This window comes from Streptomyces sp. TAA040, assembly GCF_000424845.1.
This window is the reverse complement of the sequence record NZ_AUKR01000016.1, coordinates 1-13,381: the sequence shown is the minus strand read 5'-3', so window position 1 is coordinate 13,381 and position 13,381 is coordinate 1. Positions and strand designations below refer to the sequence as shown.

The following is a 13,381-nucleotide window of genomic DNA, read 5'->3' as shown; positions in this document are numbered from 1 at the left end:
GGCCGGAGGGTTCATGCGATCACGTCGATCAGCATGAACAAGGCCACCGCCAGGAGCACCCCGGCGAAGGCTCTCCGGAGACTGTCGCCGGAGACTTCGACACTGAGACGTCTGCCGCCCCAGGCGCCGAGGACGGCCGCTCCGGTGAACAGCCCGATCAGCGCCCAGTCGAGACTGCCGCCGGTCCCGGTACGGGCGACCAGGGCGGCGAGCGAGTTGACCGTGATCACGAGCAGGCTGGTGCCCGCCGCCCGCCGCATGGGCAGGCCGAGGACGCCCGCCAGGACCGGGACGGCCAGGAAGCCGCCGCCGACGCCGAGGAAGCCGGTCACCGCACCGAGTCCAGCGCCGGCCCCGGCTGCCCTGCCGGCCCGAATCCGCTCCGGTCGGCGGGACGAGGACGGGCGGAACATCCGCACAGCCGCAAGTCCGGCGATCACCGAGAACGCGAGGGTCAGCACCACTTCGGGCACACGGCCGGCGGCGGCTCCCGCGAGATAGGCGGGGATGATGCCCGCCGCGGCGAAGAGCGATCCGACCTTCCAGGTGACGTGGCCGTCGCGGGCGTGGACGTGCAGGGCGGCGGCGGAGGTGGCGGCCACGATGATCAGGCTGGCGGTGGTGGCCGCGGACGGGCTGAAGCCGAGCAGGTAGATCAGGGCGGGCACGGCCAGGACGCTGCCGCCGCCGCCCAGGGCGCCGAGGGCGATCCCGACGACGGCCCCGGCGATGAGGGCGAGAACGAGTGCGGTCACGCTGTCCGGCCTTGGTCCCCGCGTTTGTCGAGCGACAGGGGGCCGGTGCCGGTCCACGCGTTCATGCCGCCCTTGACGTCGACCGCCTGCGCTCCGCACCGGGTGAGGAGTGTTGCCGGCTGCCGGGAGCGGTGTCCGCCGCGGCAGACCACCACCTGCGGCCGGCCTGGGGCCTCGACCGGAAGTCCGGCTCCGGCGCCGTGTCTCGACAGGGGGGCGTGGACGGCGCCGGGGGCGTGGCCCGCATGCCATTCCGGCTTTTCACGGACGTCGAGCAGGATCGCGTCCGGGGTGGCGCTGCTGGTGCGGCTGTGGGCCTGGTCTTCGCTGACGCGGGGCCGGCTGTGGCGGAAGACGAACATCAGAGTTCTCCCCTCTCCTTCTCGTGTGGTGATGGGAGCTGGGTGTCAGCCTGCGGTCAGGGGCAGGTCGGCGTCGGTGGCGGCGTCGAAGCCGTCGTCGACGGCGACGACATCGCGGCCGAAGGCGTCCAGCAGGGACGCGGCGATCGCGGCCCGCATGCCGCCGGCGCAGTGCACCCACACCGTCCCCGAAGGCACCTCCGCCAGGCGGCCGTGGAGCTCGTGGAGGGGGATGTGCACCGACCCGGTGATCCACCCCTGGGACCGCTCGGAGTCACGGCGCACGTCCAGCACCACCAGGTCAGCATGGTTGTGTGCGGCGAGCCCGGCGAACGTGGAGCGGGGGAAGGACGTCGGGGCCTGTCCCGTGGGCAGCCAGTCGGCCGGGGAGCCGGTGGCGGCGGCGGCCGGGCGGTCGATGCCCACCCGTACCAGTTCGCGCTGGGCGTCGGCGAGCTGCCCGGCGGACTCGGCGAGCAGGGTGACCGGTTTGCCCCAGGGGATCAGCCAGGCCAGGTAGGTGGCGAGCTTGCCGTCGGCCTCGAAGTTGAACGACCCGGAGACGTGCCTCTCGGCGAACGCGACGCGGTGGCGCAGGTCGACGACCCACTCACCGGCCGCGAGGCGGGCAGCGATCTGCTGGGCGTCCGCGAGGGCGGGTGGTGTCAGGTCGACCGGAGCGGGGCCTTCGGCGTTGGCCGGGCCCATGTGCGTGTAGTAGGCGGGCACGTCCTCCAGCCCGGCCAGCAGGTCCGCTACGAAGATCTCCACGTCCACGGTCAGCGCGCTGTTCCTGCTCTTCTCCTCGCCAATGGTGGTTCCCTCCCCCTCCGCCTGGGCCGAGGAGCAGAAGCTGCCGAAGCCGTGAGTGGGCAGCACCGCCGTCTCGTCGGGCAGATCGGAGGCCAGGCGGTGGGCGGAGGCGTGCTGGGCACGGGCCAGCTCCTCGGTCAGCCGCGGTTCGACCAGGTCCGGCCGGCCCACCGTGCCGATCAGCAGCGACCCGCCGGTGAAGACGGCCACCGCACGTCCCGCCTCCTGCAGTGCGTAGGAGGTGTGGTGCGGGGTGTGGCCCGGTGTCGAGAGCGCGGTCAGGCGCACCCCGCTACCGGGGTCGATGTCCACGCTGTCGCCGTCGGCGACGGGGACACGGGAGAAGGAGACATGCGCGCCGGCCGGGACGAGGTAGCGGGCGCCGGTGATCCGGGCGAGTTCGAGTCCGCCGGTGACGTAGTCGTTGTGGATGTGGGTCTCCACCACGTGGGAGATCCGCACACCGCGCCGGGCGGCTGACGCCAGGACCTGGTCGATGTCACGCGGCGGGTCCACCGCCACGGCGGCGCTCTCGCCCCCGGCCAGGTAGCTGCGGTTGCCGAGACCTTCCAGCTCAATGGTGTCAACGAAGAACACGAGGTACTCCTCACGATCGAAAATTACCCGGGGGGGTATCTGTTTCCACCGTAACACCATTACCCCTGGGGGTATATTTGAGATCAGCGGCTTCGCGACCGGGTACCCGTCGCAGGTCGGACGCATCAGCGCACCGGACGAGCAAGGAGAACGGCCATGACCTACAGCCGCACCGTGCATGTGAACGGCGACTTCGCACAGACGGTGACCGCCGTACGCGAAGCACTGGCCGAACAGGGCTTCGGGATCCTCACCGAGATCGATGTGCGGACCACGCTGAAGGAGAAGCTGGGCCACGAGATGGAGAACTACCTGATCCTCGGCGCCTGCAACCCGCCCCTGGCCCACCAGGCGATCGAAGTCGATCGCTCCATCGGCCTGCTGCTGCCCTGCAACGTCGTCGTCCGTACCGACGGTGAGCGCATCGCCGTCCAGGCCCTCGACCCCGGCACCATGGTCACCCTGACCGGACAGGACGCCCTCAAGCCCGTCGCCGAGGAAGCCACCCGCCGCCTGGACGACGCCCTGACCGCGCTCGCCGGCGGCAAGGGAGAGCACCCGGCACGTGGAGCCATCGCTCAGGAGTGAGCGGCTTACGGCACCGCGGGCCGTGCCCCGGGTCGGCGCGTCGGCTGCGGGGCCCGGCGGGCGCCGGGCCCCGGGCGCCAGGTCGCCACCAGTGCGACGGCCAGGAGCAGCTCGGCGATGTCGCCGCCGTAGTACATGATCTGGGCGCCGCCCTGTACCTGGTCGACGGGGGCGTGGATGTCGATGCCGAAACCGCCGTACATGAGCTGTGAGATCAGCGCGTGCGCGGCGATCGCGACGCCCAGCACCACCATCCGTACCGGAACACCGGGGCGGGCGGGGGCCGGGTCGGGTCCGGCGATGACGTAGGCGAACAGGCACCCGGCGAAGAGGAAGTGGGCGTGCAGCAGCCAGTGCAGCCCCGTGTGCGCCGACATCATGGTGGAGAGCGGCGTGAAGTACAGCAGCCCCAGCGTGCCGACGCTGAGCAGCAGAGCGGTGACCGGGTTGGCCAGGGCGTGCAGCGGCCTGCTCTGGACCAGAGCGGTCAGGCGGCGCCCTTGTCCGACGGGAAGGTTGCGCAGCAGCAGCGTGACGGGAGCGCCCAGCACCAGGCCCAGCGGCGCGTACATGCCGACCAGCAGGTGCTGGAGCATGTGGCCGCGGAAGTCGCCGTGGGCCCACGGTGCGATCGGGGGCAGGAGCCCGCCCGCCAGCAGTGCGCACCCGGCGAGGAACCATCCGCTGCGCCACCGGCTCCACCCGGCCTGTGGGTTGCGCCGCCGAGCGCGGCCCGCCAGCAGCACGTAGCCGCCGGCCAGCAGCAGGACGCCCACGGCCGGCAGCAGAACCTCCAGAGGCAGGTCGCCGGTGTCCTGGTGGTGATCCACGGCATGCCCGCTCATGCGCGTCGGGCCTCCCGCACCGTCCCGTCAGCCTCCGGATCGAAGGGCGTGGCCCGGCGCTGGATCAGCCAGCCCGCCGCGACCAGGAGGGCGCCCAGCAGCAGGAAGCCCAGGTCCCACCAGATCTGCTGGTCACCGGCGTACACGTGGTGGATCCCCAGGATGTGGTGATCGAGGACGCCCTCGACCAGGTTGAACAGGCCCCAGCCGACCAGGATCCAGCCCCACAGCGCCGCAGACGTCCACACCCGGCGCCGGTGATGCGTCGCGCGGGCGTACAGGACGCCCAGACCGGCGAGGACCGCCACCCAGCAGACCGTGTGGAAGATGCCGTCCCACACCGTGTTCATCTCCATACCGGACACCGTGTTCGCCGGGTAGTACTTCACCCCGATCCGGTCGTCATTGGTGCTGGTCAGCATGTGATGCCACTGCAACAGCTGATGCAGCAGGATTCCGTCCACGAAGCCGCCCAGCCCCACACCGAGGGTGATACCCGGCAGCTGGAGACTACGGGGCCGCTCACCCGCCCTCGCGCCCTGACGCTCCGCACCCACACTGCTCGACATCCCGCTACCTCCGCTGACCGGCAACTCGGTGCCCGGGTGGGTACCCGATTGTCCGCTCTTTCACCACATCACTCGCGCCGTTCTCGTCGGACGACCCGCAGCCTGGCTCCTCTCACCCTTCGCGGACAGCCCGAAGGACGAGCCTCTCGGCGCTCTCGTCGTAAGGGCGCCCGTCGAACCCGCCGAAGACCTCCACGCGAGTGAAGCCCGCCTCCTCGACCATCCTCCGCAGCTCCACGGCGCTGTACACGAACCACGTCAGGGTTGCTCGTGTCACCCGTTCGCCCCGGACCAGTACCCACTCGCTGCGCAGCCGCGCCCACCCGTCCAGCACGGTGTCGCTCTGCACCATCAGGTCGTCGCCCCGCCGCACCACCTTGGGCGGGGTCACCCTGCGGGCCAGCAGTTCCTTTCCGGCGAGATCAAGGAGGAGCGTGCCGCCGGGCGCCAGGCAGGTGTGCATGCTGCGCAGCACGCGCGCGTTGTCGGCGGGGTCCTCGAAGTATCCGAAGGAGGTGAACACATTGAGGACGACGTCGAAGCCGCCCGGATCCTCGTACGCACGCGCGTCGGCTCGTACGTACGTCGTGTCGGCATCGAGGTCCGCCGACCGCTCGCGTGCCCGGTCCAGCATGGCCGGGCTCAGGTCGACTCCGGTCACGTGGTGACCGCGGCGGGCGAGCGGCACGGTGAACACCCCAGGCCCGCAGCACAGGTCCAGCACACGCGCCCCCTGGGGGAAGGCCAGCAGGGGAGAGCTGTCCAGCAGTTGCTCCGCCTGCTCGTAGCGCTGCTCGGAGAAGAGGAAGTCATGGAACTCGGTCCAGAAGTCATCGTCCTGGAATCCGCCCGTACGTGTCATCGCGCGTCAGTGCTCCTTCATGGTCGCCGTCGGGACAGGAGGCCGCGCCGTGCGACGACGCAGCGTGAGCAGGAGAGGAGGAAGCAGCAGACACTGTGCGGCCGCCAGCGACCAGAACCAGCCGGTGTGTCCGGCTCGTTCGCCGATGCTGTACAACTGCCCGCCCAGCACGCCGCTCGCGCAGGCACCCAGGCCCGCCGCCAGCCGCTGCTGGCCGAAGACCACGGCGTCGGAGCGCGGGCTGCGACGCAGCGCCTCCAGATCGTTCTTGAGGAACAGCACGATGTCCCCGAGAGTGATCAGCGCGCCGCCCGTCAGCAGTGCCACTCGGGTACCGGCCGCCAGTGCGGCCAGGCCCGCGGCCAGGCCCGCGAAGCCGATCGCGAGGGCCAGAGCGTACGGCATGCGCCGGATCAGGCCGGACGCGAGCGGTTGCACGACGATGACAAGCGTGAAGCAGAGCAGCAACACCATGCTGTAGAACGAGCCGGAGGCACGCTCGACTGCGTACACCGCCAGGAAGTGCTGGAAGTGGAAGTACAGGTAGAAGGCCAGTGCGTTGGCGGCGAACGGCAGGAGCGCCACGCCGGTCAGGAGACGTGCAGGAGCCGCTTCCCTCGATTCGGTGGCGTGTCCCCCGTCGGTCCCGGGCAGCCGCGCGTGTCCCGCTGTGACTGCCAGGAACAGCGCCGTCGCGGCTGCGAACAGCCAGCCGGGCGACGACAGGACGAACGGTCCCGCGACGAGCGGGCCGACAGCCATACCGGCGTTGAGCGCCGCGTTGCCTGCCGAGAGGAACGCCGGACGGCGCTCGTCCTCGATGCCGTGCACCAGGTAGGCCTTGTTCGCGGGCAGGTAGAGCGCGGCACCGCAACATGTCAGGACCAGCGCCCAGATCGCGAGGGTCGGCCAGCGCAGGGCGAGCAGGAGCCCGGCGAAACCGGCAGTGCGGACGACGAGTGCCCACAGCATAGTGCGGCGCAGTCCGACCCGGTCCGCGAGGGCTCCGCCGACGATGCCGCCGGAGAACTGCACGAGTGACGCCACGGCCAGGACGACGCCGACCGTGCCGAGTCCCATCCCGAGCCGTTCGTGGAGGAACACCGACATGAACGGCAGGACCATGAAGCTGCCGAGCGGAATGAGGAACGAGCTGAGCAGGAGGAACCGCAGAGGACCGGTGAGCGGAAGGAGCGACGCTCGCAGGTCCGGCCCCCGGGGGGTGGGCTCAGCCACCGGGCGTCTCCCGGCCGACCGCGCCGGGGGACGGGTCGGTGAGCACCCGCAGGGACCCGGCTGCGGACACCGCGCGATGGGTGGCGAGTTCGGCGGTCTCCGCCTCCGCGTACACGATGCCCGCGTATCCACGGCTGTCGCCCAGGTGCTCGATGAGTTCGCCGACCTGTTTGGTCGGATACCAGGCGGGGACGCCCGGCATGTCGGTGAGCCGGTCGAGCCCGGTGACGCCGGTGAACACGCCGGCTGCGGCCGGGTAGCCGAGAACGAAGGCCACCGCCGGGCCGCCGGCGAGGTCCGCGTCCATGAGGCCGGGGCGGCGGCCGAGCGCTGCCTCGATCATCGCCTCGTACACGTTGACGCCGAGCGCCCGACACAGGCCCTCTCCGACCAGTGCGCCTCCGATGCGGGGATTGACCTCCACCACTTCCGGGCCGTCGGCGGTCAGCACGAACTCCACATGTGCGAACCGGTCGGTGTAGCCGAGACAGGCGAGTACCCGGTCGAGCCACGACGCGAGCGATGCTCGCTGTGCACTCGGGAACGCCACCGGGAAGGCGGTGACCTCCTCCCGGAAGTACGGCTCCGGTGACATGAGCCGGCTGGAAACTCCCAGCAGCCTGGTGCGGCCGTTCCAGGTGAGCGTCTCGGCGCTGTACACCGGGCCGCTGAAATAGGGCTCGGCGAACAACCGTCCGTTCAGGTCCCGACCGGACGCCTCCGCCAGAGCCGCTTCCAGTTCGCCCGCGTCACGGACCAGCCACACGTGACGGCTCCCGGTACCCGCGGTGTCCTTGAGCACGAGCGGCAGCCCTGCCTCCTCGAGCGACAGGTCGCGTGCCCCGTGGTTCGGTTCGGTGCTCTCGACGGCCCTTGCGCGAGTGAGACCCGCGTCGTGCAGCGTGTTGCGTACGGCGGCCTTGTCCCGGGTCAGCCGCTGGACGGCTGGATCGAGGCCTGGCAGTCCGAGGCGTTCGGCGAGGGCGGCGCCGGCCAGGGTCCAGGTGTCGGTGGAACTGACCAGCCCCCGCAACTCCGGGGTGCGCCTCAGCAGAGCGGCCACGCGCTCCACGTCGAAGGTGTCGGTCACGACGACATCAAGGGCGTCGGTGGGCAGCCGGTTCAGCTCGTAGGCGTAGTGGGCGGGGTCCCGGGTGAGGAGCAGTACACGCTCGCCGAACTGGTCGGCCGCGCGGACCAGGTGGCCGAGGCCGAAGGTCAGAGACTCCAGGCAGGCCACGGTCATGCGGCACTCTCCTTCCAGCCTGCCGGGCAGGGCGTGCGCTGCCACAGCATCCTCGACCAGGGCATGGTCATCTCCTCCGGACTGCGGACCTCGCGGGGGGTGAGCGTGGCCGGATCCAGGGCCTCGGCATGCCGGGCGAACACGCGTTCCACGTAGCGGTGTCCGGTGTCCGCGCCTATCACCAGGTGCAGTCGGTCGGGGTGGCGGCTGGCCTCGAACGACGCCGTCAGGTAGCCGGCGCCGGTGGACAGTCCGGCGAACACCGCGTGTCGGCGCAGCAGGGCGACGGCACCGGACATGGCATGGGTGAAGTCCAGCCAGTGCACGGTGTCGTAGAGATGGTGGCGGACGTTGTCGAAGATGATCGACGAGCCGATGCCGGCGATGATCGCATCCGGGTCGTGGTGCTCCTGGCTGCCGAAGGTGACGCTGCCGAAAGGCTGGACGCCGACCAGACGGACGGTGGAGTCCCGGGTGCGCAGACGTTGCACGATGCCGCCGGTCGAGGCTCCGGAACCCACCCCTCCGACGACCGTCAGCGGCGCGGCGGGGAACTGCGCGGCGATCCGGTCGGCGACCTCCTGGTATCCGAGGTAGTGGATGCCGTCGTGGTATTGGCGCATCCAGTGGTGGTCAGGGCGTTCGTCGAGTATCTCGCGCACGCGTCGCACGCGGAGCTCCTGGTCGAGCCCGAGGTTCCGCGACGGCCTCACCTGTTCCATGGTGCAGCCGAGCACCTCCAGTTGGGCCAGGGTGGTGGCGTCGACGGTGGTGGAAGCGACGATGTGGCACCGCATGCCGTACCGGTGGCAGGCCAGTGCGAGGGCGTAGGCGTAGATCCCACTGGAGCTGTCGATCAGGGTCTGGCCCGGACGGACCGCGCCCCGCTCCAGCAGGTGGCGGACGGCGGCCAGGGCCGAGTAGATCTTCATCGACTCGAACCGCAGCAGGACCAGTCCATCGGTGAGCCGGACGAGGTCCGGGACCTTCAGGGCATCGGCGATGTGGGGGTGGATCACCCGTAGCCTCCTTGGGCGAAGGTGCACTGGTGGCCGAGCGAGTGGAAGAACGCGGAGAGCTCGGCCTTGACGTGGGCGCATGGGCGTGAGGCGAAGAGATAGCCGGCCAGGCACCCGGTGTGGGCGACGAAGATCCCGTCTGCTCCGAACCGCTCACGATGTGCTTGCAGACTGCCGAAGCTCGCCTTGGGCAGCACCTCCTGGGACAACGCGGCGCTGATCGTCGCAGCACGGGCCACGGCGACGGCGTCGCGCGAGCCGAAGCCCTTCACCAGTTCGGTCAGGCACCGCTGGTACTCCTCGCCGCGGTGTCGGTAGTGGTCCAGCAGCAGGGGGGTGACGGCGGCGGTGTCCACCGTGCCGGGTTCCGTGACGAAGGCGGTGTGGAAGCCGATGTCCGGTCCCAGCCGCCGCACCACCCGGTGCCGCCCACTGAGATACAGGGCGAACTCGTCGAGGAAGACGCTGTCCGCGCGCTCGATCTCCGCCAGGATGCAGAGGACCACGCCCTCCTCGTACGGCAGGGAGAATGCACGGAACAGACAGCGCAGCGTCGCCACGACATCCGCCGTCGAACTGGCCATCCCCACGCCCACCGGCAGTTCGGAGTGGGTCCGCCAGTCACCCGGGGGCAGGGTGAGACCGTAGTGGTCCAGAAAGATCCGCGCGGCTGTTGACGACTTCTCACCCAGCGCCGGCGAGCGCCGCGGTCCGGCCGTCGACCTCGGTGTGAAGTACACCCAGGAGTGACGGTCCACAGGGAAGGACACCACCGCGATCTCCGGAGTGCTGCCTGCTTGCAACGGGCCCTGGTACAGCTCGCCCAGAGTTCCGTGGCAGACGCCGGACACCGTGCCGCGTGACCTCTCCCATTCCTGGAGCCCGCCCGCGACCGGTGCGAGAATCGCCCGTTCCGGTCCGTCGGACGCCACGTCGACCCGGGGTCGGAAAGGCCGACGCGCAGCGGCTGGGTCCCGCACACCATCCTCCTCCGTACCGGCCCTTGAACACCGACAGGGAAGGAGGCGCGGTCACACGCACGACGTACGTCCGCCCGTACCGCCGACCCAGTCCACGAGGTCACGTGCACAGCCCGCGCGGGACGCGGACGCAGCGGCAGGTCTTCGGACTCGCGGGCGCGTCAGCCGAAGGGGCGGACACCTATCGGCCGTCTCTTCCCGGGCCCTGGCGCGGGCCCAGTGACATCGACGGCGTTCGTTCCCACTCACCGCTGCGGGACAGCCCCGGATTCGCACCGGGTTCCCTCTTGCGTCGCGCCCCCGGTGTCCGGGCGGACGGGAGGCGCGAACCGACTGCGTGCCTCAGCGTACGGGCGCTCGTACTCCTGAGACAGTGGGGCTTCGGCGGTTGTCCTGAATCCGGAGGGGAGCGTGTACGTGGGCGACCCCTGTACGCGTGTGGTGGAGCTTTGGCCGGATAACGCCTCTGGGGATAGCCGCCCCATCAGCCAGACTCGTTCCCTCACGACACATGCACACCGTTGCCGCGGTGGCCCATGCCCGAAAGGCCCCTGATGACACCAGACGCCACGTTGGACGGCGGGTCAGTAGCCCCGCCCGGAGGCGGGCGGCCTCCCGGGGACCGCGTCGCGCTGCGCGGCGACCTGCGGTCCGCCCTGCCCGACGCCACCGCTGCGGTGGTGGTCACGGCGCTCGTGTTCGTGTTGCTGTGGGTGCGCATGGAGTCGGGCACTTCGGACACCGTCGCGGTCATGCCGTTCATGGACGACGCCCGCACTTACTGGATGTACCTGCTCAGCCAGGCGTTCGGCTGGTCCGGTCTGCTGTGGGCCTGGGGCACGGTCGTACTCGGTCTGCTGCTGTCGGGGCCGCGCACCGCCCGGCCGCCTGTCTCTCGGCAGACGTTGGAACGTTGGCACCGCACCACGAGCCTGACGACCACGGCGCTGATGTTCGCCCACGCGCTGATGTTCGCTGCGGAGCTGGTGCGCTACGAGTCGGAGGTGGGCTGGGCCAGGCGCCTGTGGGTGGGTTTCGCCGACAGCTTCGTGCCCGGCTGGTACGACTCCGGTACCGGCCAGATCGCCATCCCCCTGGGCCAGGGGGCCCTGTACCTGGCAGTTCCGCTCGGCCTGCTGTTCTACGTCCGGCATCGCATCGGCGCGAACACCTGGCGGCGTCTGCACCGGTTCGTGATCGTCGTCTACGTGCTGAGCGTGTGGCACACACTGCTGTACGGAACCAACGTCTGGTTCGGTGAGTGGCCGCGCACCGTTCTCTGGCTGTTGCAGATACCCGTTGCCGCGCTGTTGTTGCTCCGTCTGCTGAGACCGGCACGGCGGGCCGAACGGCTGGGCCCGCCGAGGGGAGGGGCGAATGCGGCCCGTCCGGCCTGGTGGGCGCGCGCGAGCGGACGTGTCGTCGCAGCAGCCCTTGTTGTCGGGCTGGTCGTCGTGGTGGTGTCCGGCCGCGACGGCGGGCGGGACCGTCCGACCCATCCGCCTGCTACGGCCCCGCACACCCAGGAGACGGACTGACGGCCGACACGGCGTCCCGGAGCGGGGATGATGGCTGGCGACAAGGCGACGGCGGAACGAGGAAGCCGGTGTGAATCCGGCGCGGTCCCGCCACTGTGATCGCCGAGCGAGTCCCGACACGCCACTGACCGGCAGCGGGTGGGAAGGCCGGGGTGGGCTTGATCCGCTCTGACGGACATCCGAGATCAGGGGTTCGGCCCCGGGAGGATGTTCATCATGGAGAGCATGGGGAAGAAGAAGCCTCGCCCTCGTCGCTCGTTCGCGCCGGAGTTCAAGGCGGAGATCGTCGAGCTGTGCCGACGCGGTGACCGCTCGGTCGGTCAGATCGCCAAGGACTTCGATCTGACCGAGACCGCGGTGCGTGACTGGGTGAAGCAGACCGAGGTCGATGCGGGCGAGCGGGACGGCCTGACCAGCAGCGAACGCGAGGAACTGGCCGCACTGCGGCGGGAGAACCGCCGTTTGCGTGAGGACGTCGACATCCTCAAGCGGGCCACGGCTTTCTTCGCGAAGGAGACCCGGTGACGGTGCACCCGTTCATCGAGGCGGAGAAGCGTGCAGGTCACAGCGTCAAACGAGCGTGTGAGCTGCTGAAGGTCTCCCGGACTGCCTTCTATGCCCGCCGCGCTGCCAAGCCTGGCCCCCGCACGGTCCGTGATGCCCAGCTGACGGAACAGATCGCCGACGTCCACGCGAGATCGCGGGGAACCTGCGGTGCCCCGCGCGTCCATGCCGTGCTCAAGCGGGCAGGCGCCGGATGTGGCCGCCGACGTGTCGCGCGGCTGATGCGGGCTGCCGGCCTGCAGGGCCGACACCGCAGACGACGGCACCTGACGACGATCCCCGATCCACGAGCTGCCCTGCGGCCCGATCTCGTCGTCCGGGACTTCCAGCCTGACCCCGCCGGCCTGGATGCCCGCTGGTGCGGCGACATCACCTACATCGCCACGGAGGAGGGATGGCTCTATCTGGCCACCGTCAACGACATCGCCTCCCGTCGCGTGGTCGGCTGGGCGACGGCCGACCACCTGCGGACCGATCTGGTCGCCGATGCCCTCACGGCCGCCTGTCGGAAGCGCCGTCCCACCCGGCCGGTGATCTTTCACTCGGATCGTGGCTGCCAGTACACCAGCCAGCAGTTCGCCGCGCTGGCAGACCACTTGGGGGTGCGTCTGTCGGTCGGTCGCACCGGACAGTGCTGGGACAACGCACTCGCCGAGTCGTTCTTCGCCACCATCAAGCGGGAGTTGCTCGACGCCATCTCCTGGCCCAGCCGGGCCGCTGCCCGCACCGCGATCTTCGATTTCATCGAGGGCTGGTACAACTTGCACCGTCTGCACAGCAGCCTCGGCTATCGCAGTCCCGCCGAATACGAGACCGCACTCGCAGCCTGACCACCACACCGGTGGTGTCCGTCAAAGCGGAACAAGCTCAACTCCCTCGCCGGGCGGTCTGGTGGACAAGGGTACGAAGGGTAAGCGCCGTCGGTTTGTCCCGATCATCCCGGAGATTCGACCGTTGGTCGCCGAACGCATTGCTGCCGTGGGAGGCGACCCCATGGCCCGCCTCTTTGCCGGGCCCCGCGGCGGGCGGATATCGACCGCGGTGCTGCGCGATGCCACGCACTGGGACGAGGTCGTCGTCCGGCTGGGGTTCGAGCATCTGCGGCGGCACGACCTGAGGCACACGGGACTGACGTGGATGGCTGACGCCGGCGTGCCGTTGCATGTGCTGCGGAAGATCGCCGGTCACGGCTCGCTCAGCACGACACAACGCTACCTGCGCCCGGATCCTCGTTCGATCGCTCGTGCCGGCGCGGCGCTCAGCGAGCACCTCAAGTCGTCCAAGACCGCCCCTGGTCCCAAACTGGTCCCAGAGCCGCCTCGCCCACGGCCTCTCCGAGTCGTCCGCTAGCAGTGGATCGAGACACGAGAAAGACCCACTGACCAGGAGATTCACCTCCCGGCCGTG

General features: G+C 70.1%; 15 protein-coding genes and 2 riboswitches. Of the genes, 5 read left to right on the top strand and 10 right to left on the bottom strand.

Going from position 1 to position 13,381, the window contains the following annotated elements; genetic code table 11:
* Positions 1-11 precede the first annotated feature (11 nt).
* Genes H300_RS0115415 through H300_RS0115405 form a run of 3 tightly spaced genes read right to left on the bottom strand, consistent with a single transcriptional unit; the run spans position 12 to position 2,527 of the window.
* The gene (locus tag H300_RS0115415) at positions 12-755 is read right to left on the bottom strand and encodes a sulfite exporter TauE/SafE family protein (RefSeq protein WP_028428151.1); all 744 of its coding nucleotides are present in this window, start codon (positions 753-755) and stop codon (positions 12-14) included.
* The gene (locus tag H300_RS0115410) at positions 752-1,117 is read right to left on the bottom strand and encodes a rhodanese-like domain-containing protein (RefSeq protein ID WP_028428150.1); all 366 of its coding nucleotides are present in this window, start codon (positions 1,115-1,117) and stop codon (positions 752-754) included. The genes H300_RS0115415 and H300_RS0115410 overlap by 4 nt, the downstream gene beginning before the upstream one ends.
* Positions 1,118-1,162: 45 nt before the next feature.
* Positions 1,163-2,527: an MBL fold metallo-hydrolase gene (locus H300_RS0115405; protein ID WP_028428149.1), complete on the bottom strand. Its 1,365-nt coding sequence runs from the start codon at positions 2,525-2,527 to the stop codon at positions 1,163-1,165.
* Positions 2,528-2,683: 156 nt separating this feature from the next.
* Between H300_RS0115405 and H300_RS27105 the strand changes: the two genes are divergently transcribed.
* Entirely contained in the window at positions 2,684-3,115 is a 432-nt protein-coding gene (locus H300_RS27105; RefSeq protein ID WP_051270076.1) for a DUF302 domain-containing protein, read from the top strand.
* A gap of 5 nt (positions 3,116-3,120) precedes the next feature.
* On the opposite strand, the gene H300_RS0115395 is transcribed toward H300_RS27105, so the two are convergent.
* The 7 genes from H300_RS0115395 to H300_RS0115365 all read right to left on the bottom strand — a co-directional run bounded on the left by H300_RS0115395 (position 3,121) and on the right by H300_RS0115365 (position 9,824).
* Entirely contained in the window at positions 3,121-3,960 is an 840-nt protein-coding gene (locus H300_RS0115395; protein WP_051270075.1) for a cytochrome c oxidase assembly protein, read from the bottom strand.
* Positions 3,957-4,529, bottom strand: coding sequence for a DUF2243 domain-containing protein (locus H300_RS0115390; protein WP_028428147.1), 573 nt, complete (start codon positions 4,527-4,529; stop codon positions 3,957-3,959). The genes H300_RS0115395 and H300_RS0115390 overlap by 4 nt, the downstream gene beginning before the upstream one ends.
* A gap of 112 nt (positions 4,530-4,641) precedes the next feature.
* Positions 4,642-5,391 carry a class I SAM-dependent methyltransferase gene (locus H300_RS0115385; protein ID WP_028428146.1) on the bottom strand — a complete coding sequence of 250 codons (750 nt, stop codon included), beginning with the start codon at positions 5,389-5,391 and terminating at the stop codon, positions 4,642-4,644.
* A gap of 6 nt (positions 5,392-5,397) precedes the next feature.
* A complete protein-coding gene (locus H300_RS27100) occupies positions 5,398-6,627 on the bottom strand; it encodes an MFS transporter (RefSeq protein ID WP_051270074.1) in 1,230 nt (409 codons plus the stop codon).
* On the bottom strand, positions 6,620-7,873 hold the full coding sequence (locus H300_RS0115375) for an ATP-grasp domain-containing protein (RefSeq protein WP_028428145.1): 1,254 nt from the start codon (positions 7,871-7,873) through the stop codon (positions 6,620-6,622). Before H300_RS0115375 ends, H300_RS27100 begins: the two co-directional genes overlap by 8 nt.
* Positions 7,870-8,892, bottom strand: coding sequence for a pyridoxal-phosphate dependent enzyme (locus tag H300_RS0115370; protein WP_028428144.1), 1,023 nt, complete (start codon positions 8,890-8,892; stop codon positions 7,870-7,872). The genes H300_RS0115375 and H300_RS0115370 overlap by 4 nt, the downstream gene beginning before the upstream one ends.
* Positions 8,889-9,824, bottom strand: a complete 936-nt coding sequence (locus H300_RS0115365) for a GHMP family kinase ATP-binding protein (RefSeq protein ID WP_486583894.1) — start codon at positions 9,822-9,824, stop codon at positions 8,889-8,891. Before H300_RS0115365 ends, H300_RS0115370 begins: the two co-directional genes overlap by 4 nt.
* Before the next feature lie 167 nt (positions 9,825-9,991).
* A riboswitch (cobalamin riboswitch) is annotated at positions 9,992-10,221 on the bottom strand.
* Positions 10,222-10,426: 205 nt separating this feature from the next.
* On the opposite strand from H300_RS0115365, the gene H300_RS0115360 reads away from it, so the two are divergent.
* The 4 genes from H300_RS0115360 to H300_RS27095 all read left to right on the top strand — a co-directional run bounded on the left by H300_RS0115360 (position 10,427) and on the right by H300_RS27095 (position 13,324).
* The gene (locus H300_RS0115360; RefSeq protein ID WP_028428142.1) at positions 10,427-11,410 is read left to right on the top strand and encodes a ferric reductase-like transmembrane domain-containing protein; all 984 of its coding nucleotides are present in this window, start codon (positions 10,427-10,429) and stop codon (positions 11,408-11,410) included.
* A 61-nt stretch (positions 11,411-11,471) separates the two neighbouring features.
* A riboswitch (cobalamin riboswitch) is annotated at positions 11,472-11,588 on the top strand.
* Positions 11,589-11,635: 47 nt separating this feature from the next.
* Positions 11,636-11,935, top strand: a complete 300-nt coding sequence (locus tag H300_RS0115355; protein ID WP_158678372.1) for a transposase — start codon at positions 11,636-11,638, stop codon at positions 11,933-11,935.
* Positions 11,932-12,804 (top strand): IS3 family transposase, encoded by an 873-nt coding sequence (locus H300_RS0115350; RefSeq protein WP_028428140.1) that lies wholly within the window; start codon positions 11,932-11,934, stop codon positions 12,802-12,804. Before H300_RS0115355 ends, H300_RS0115350 begins: the two co-directional genes overlap by 4 nt.
* A 61-nt stretch (positions 12,805-12,865) precedes the next feature.
* Positions 12,866-13,324, top strand: coding sequence for a tyrosine-type recombinase/integrase (locus H300_RS27095; protein WP_486583892.1), 459 nt, complete (start codon positions 12,866-12,868; stop codon positions 13,322-13,324).
* The last annotated feature ends 57 nt before the right edge of the window (positions 13,325-13,381 follow it).

Bases quoted from the DNA above. Each gene is read 5' to 3' on its own strand.
- H300_RS0115410 (WP_028428150.1), bottom strand. From the start codon at position 1,117: ATGTTCGTCTTCCGCCACAGCCGGCCCCGCGTCAGCGAAGACCAGGCC.
- H300_RS27105 (WP_051270076.1), top strand. From the start codon at position 2,684: ATGACCTACAGCCGCACCGTGCATGTGAACGGCGACTTCGCACAGACG.
- H300_RS0115395 (WP_051270075.1), bottom strand. From the start codon at position 3,960: ATGAGCGGGCATGCCGTGGATCACCACCAGGACACCGGCGACCTGCCT.
- H300_RS0115390 (WP_028428147.1), bottom strand. From the start codon at position 4,529: ATGTCGAGCAGTGTGGGTGCGGAGCGTCAGGGCGCGAGGGCGGGTGAG.
- H300_RS0115385 (WP_028428146.1), bottom strand. From the start codon at position 5,391: ATGACACGTACGGGCGGATTCCAGGACGATGACTTCTGGACCGAGTTC.
- H300_RS0115375 (WP_028428145.1), bottom strand. From the start codon at position 7,873: ATGACCGTGGCCTGCCTGGAGTCTCTGACCTTCGGCCTCGGCCACCTG.
- H300_RS0115360 (WP_028428142.1), top strand. From the start codon at position 10,427: ATGACACCAGACGCCACGTTGGACGGCGGGTCAGTAGCCCCGCCCGGA.
- H300_RS0115355 (WP_158678372.1), top strand. From the start codon at position 11,636: ATGGGGAAGAAGAAGCCTCGCCCTCGTCGCTCGTTCGCGCCGGAGTTC.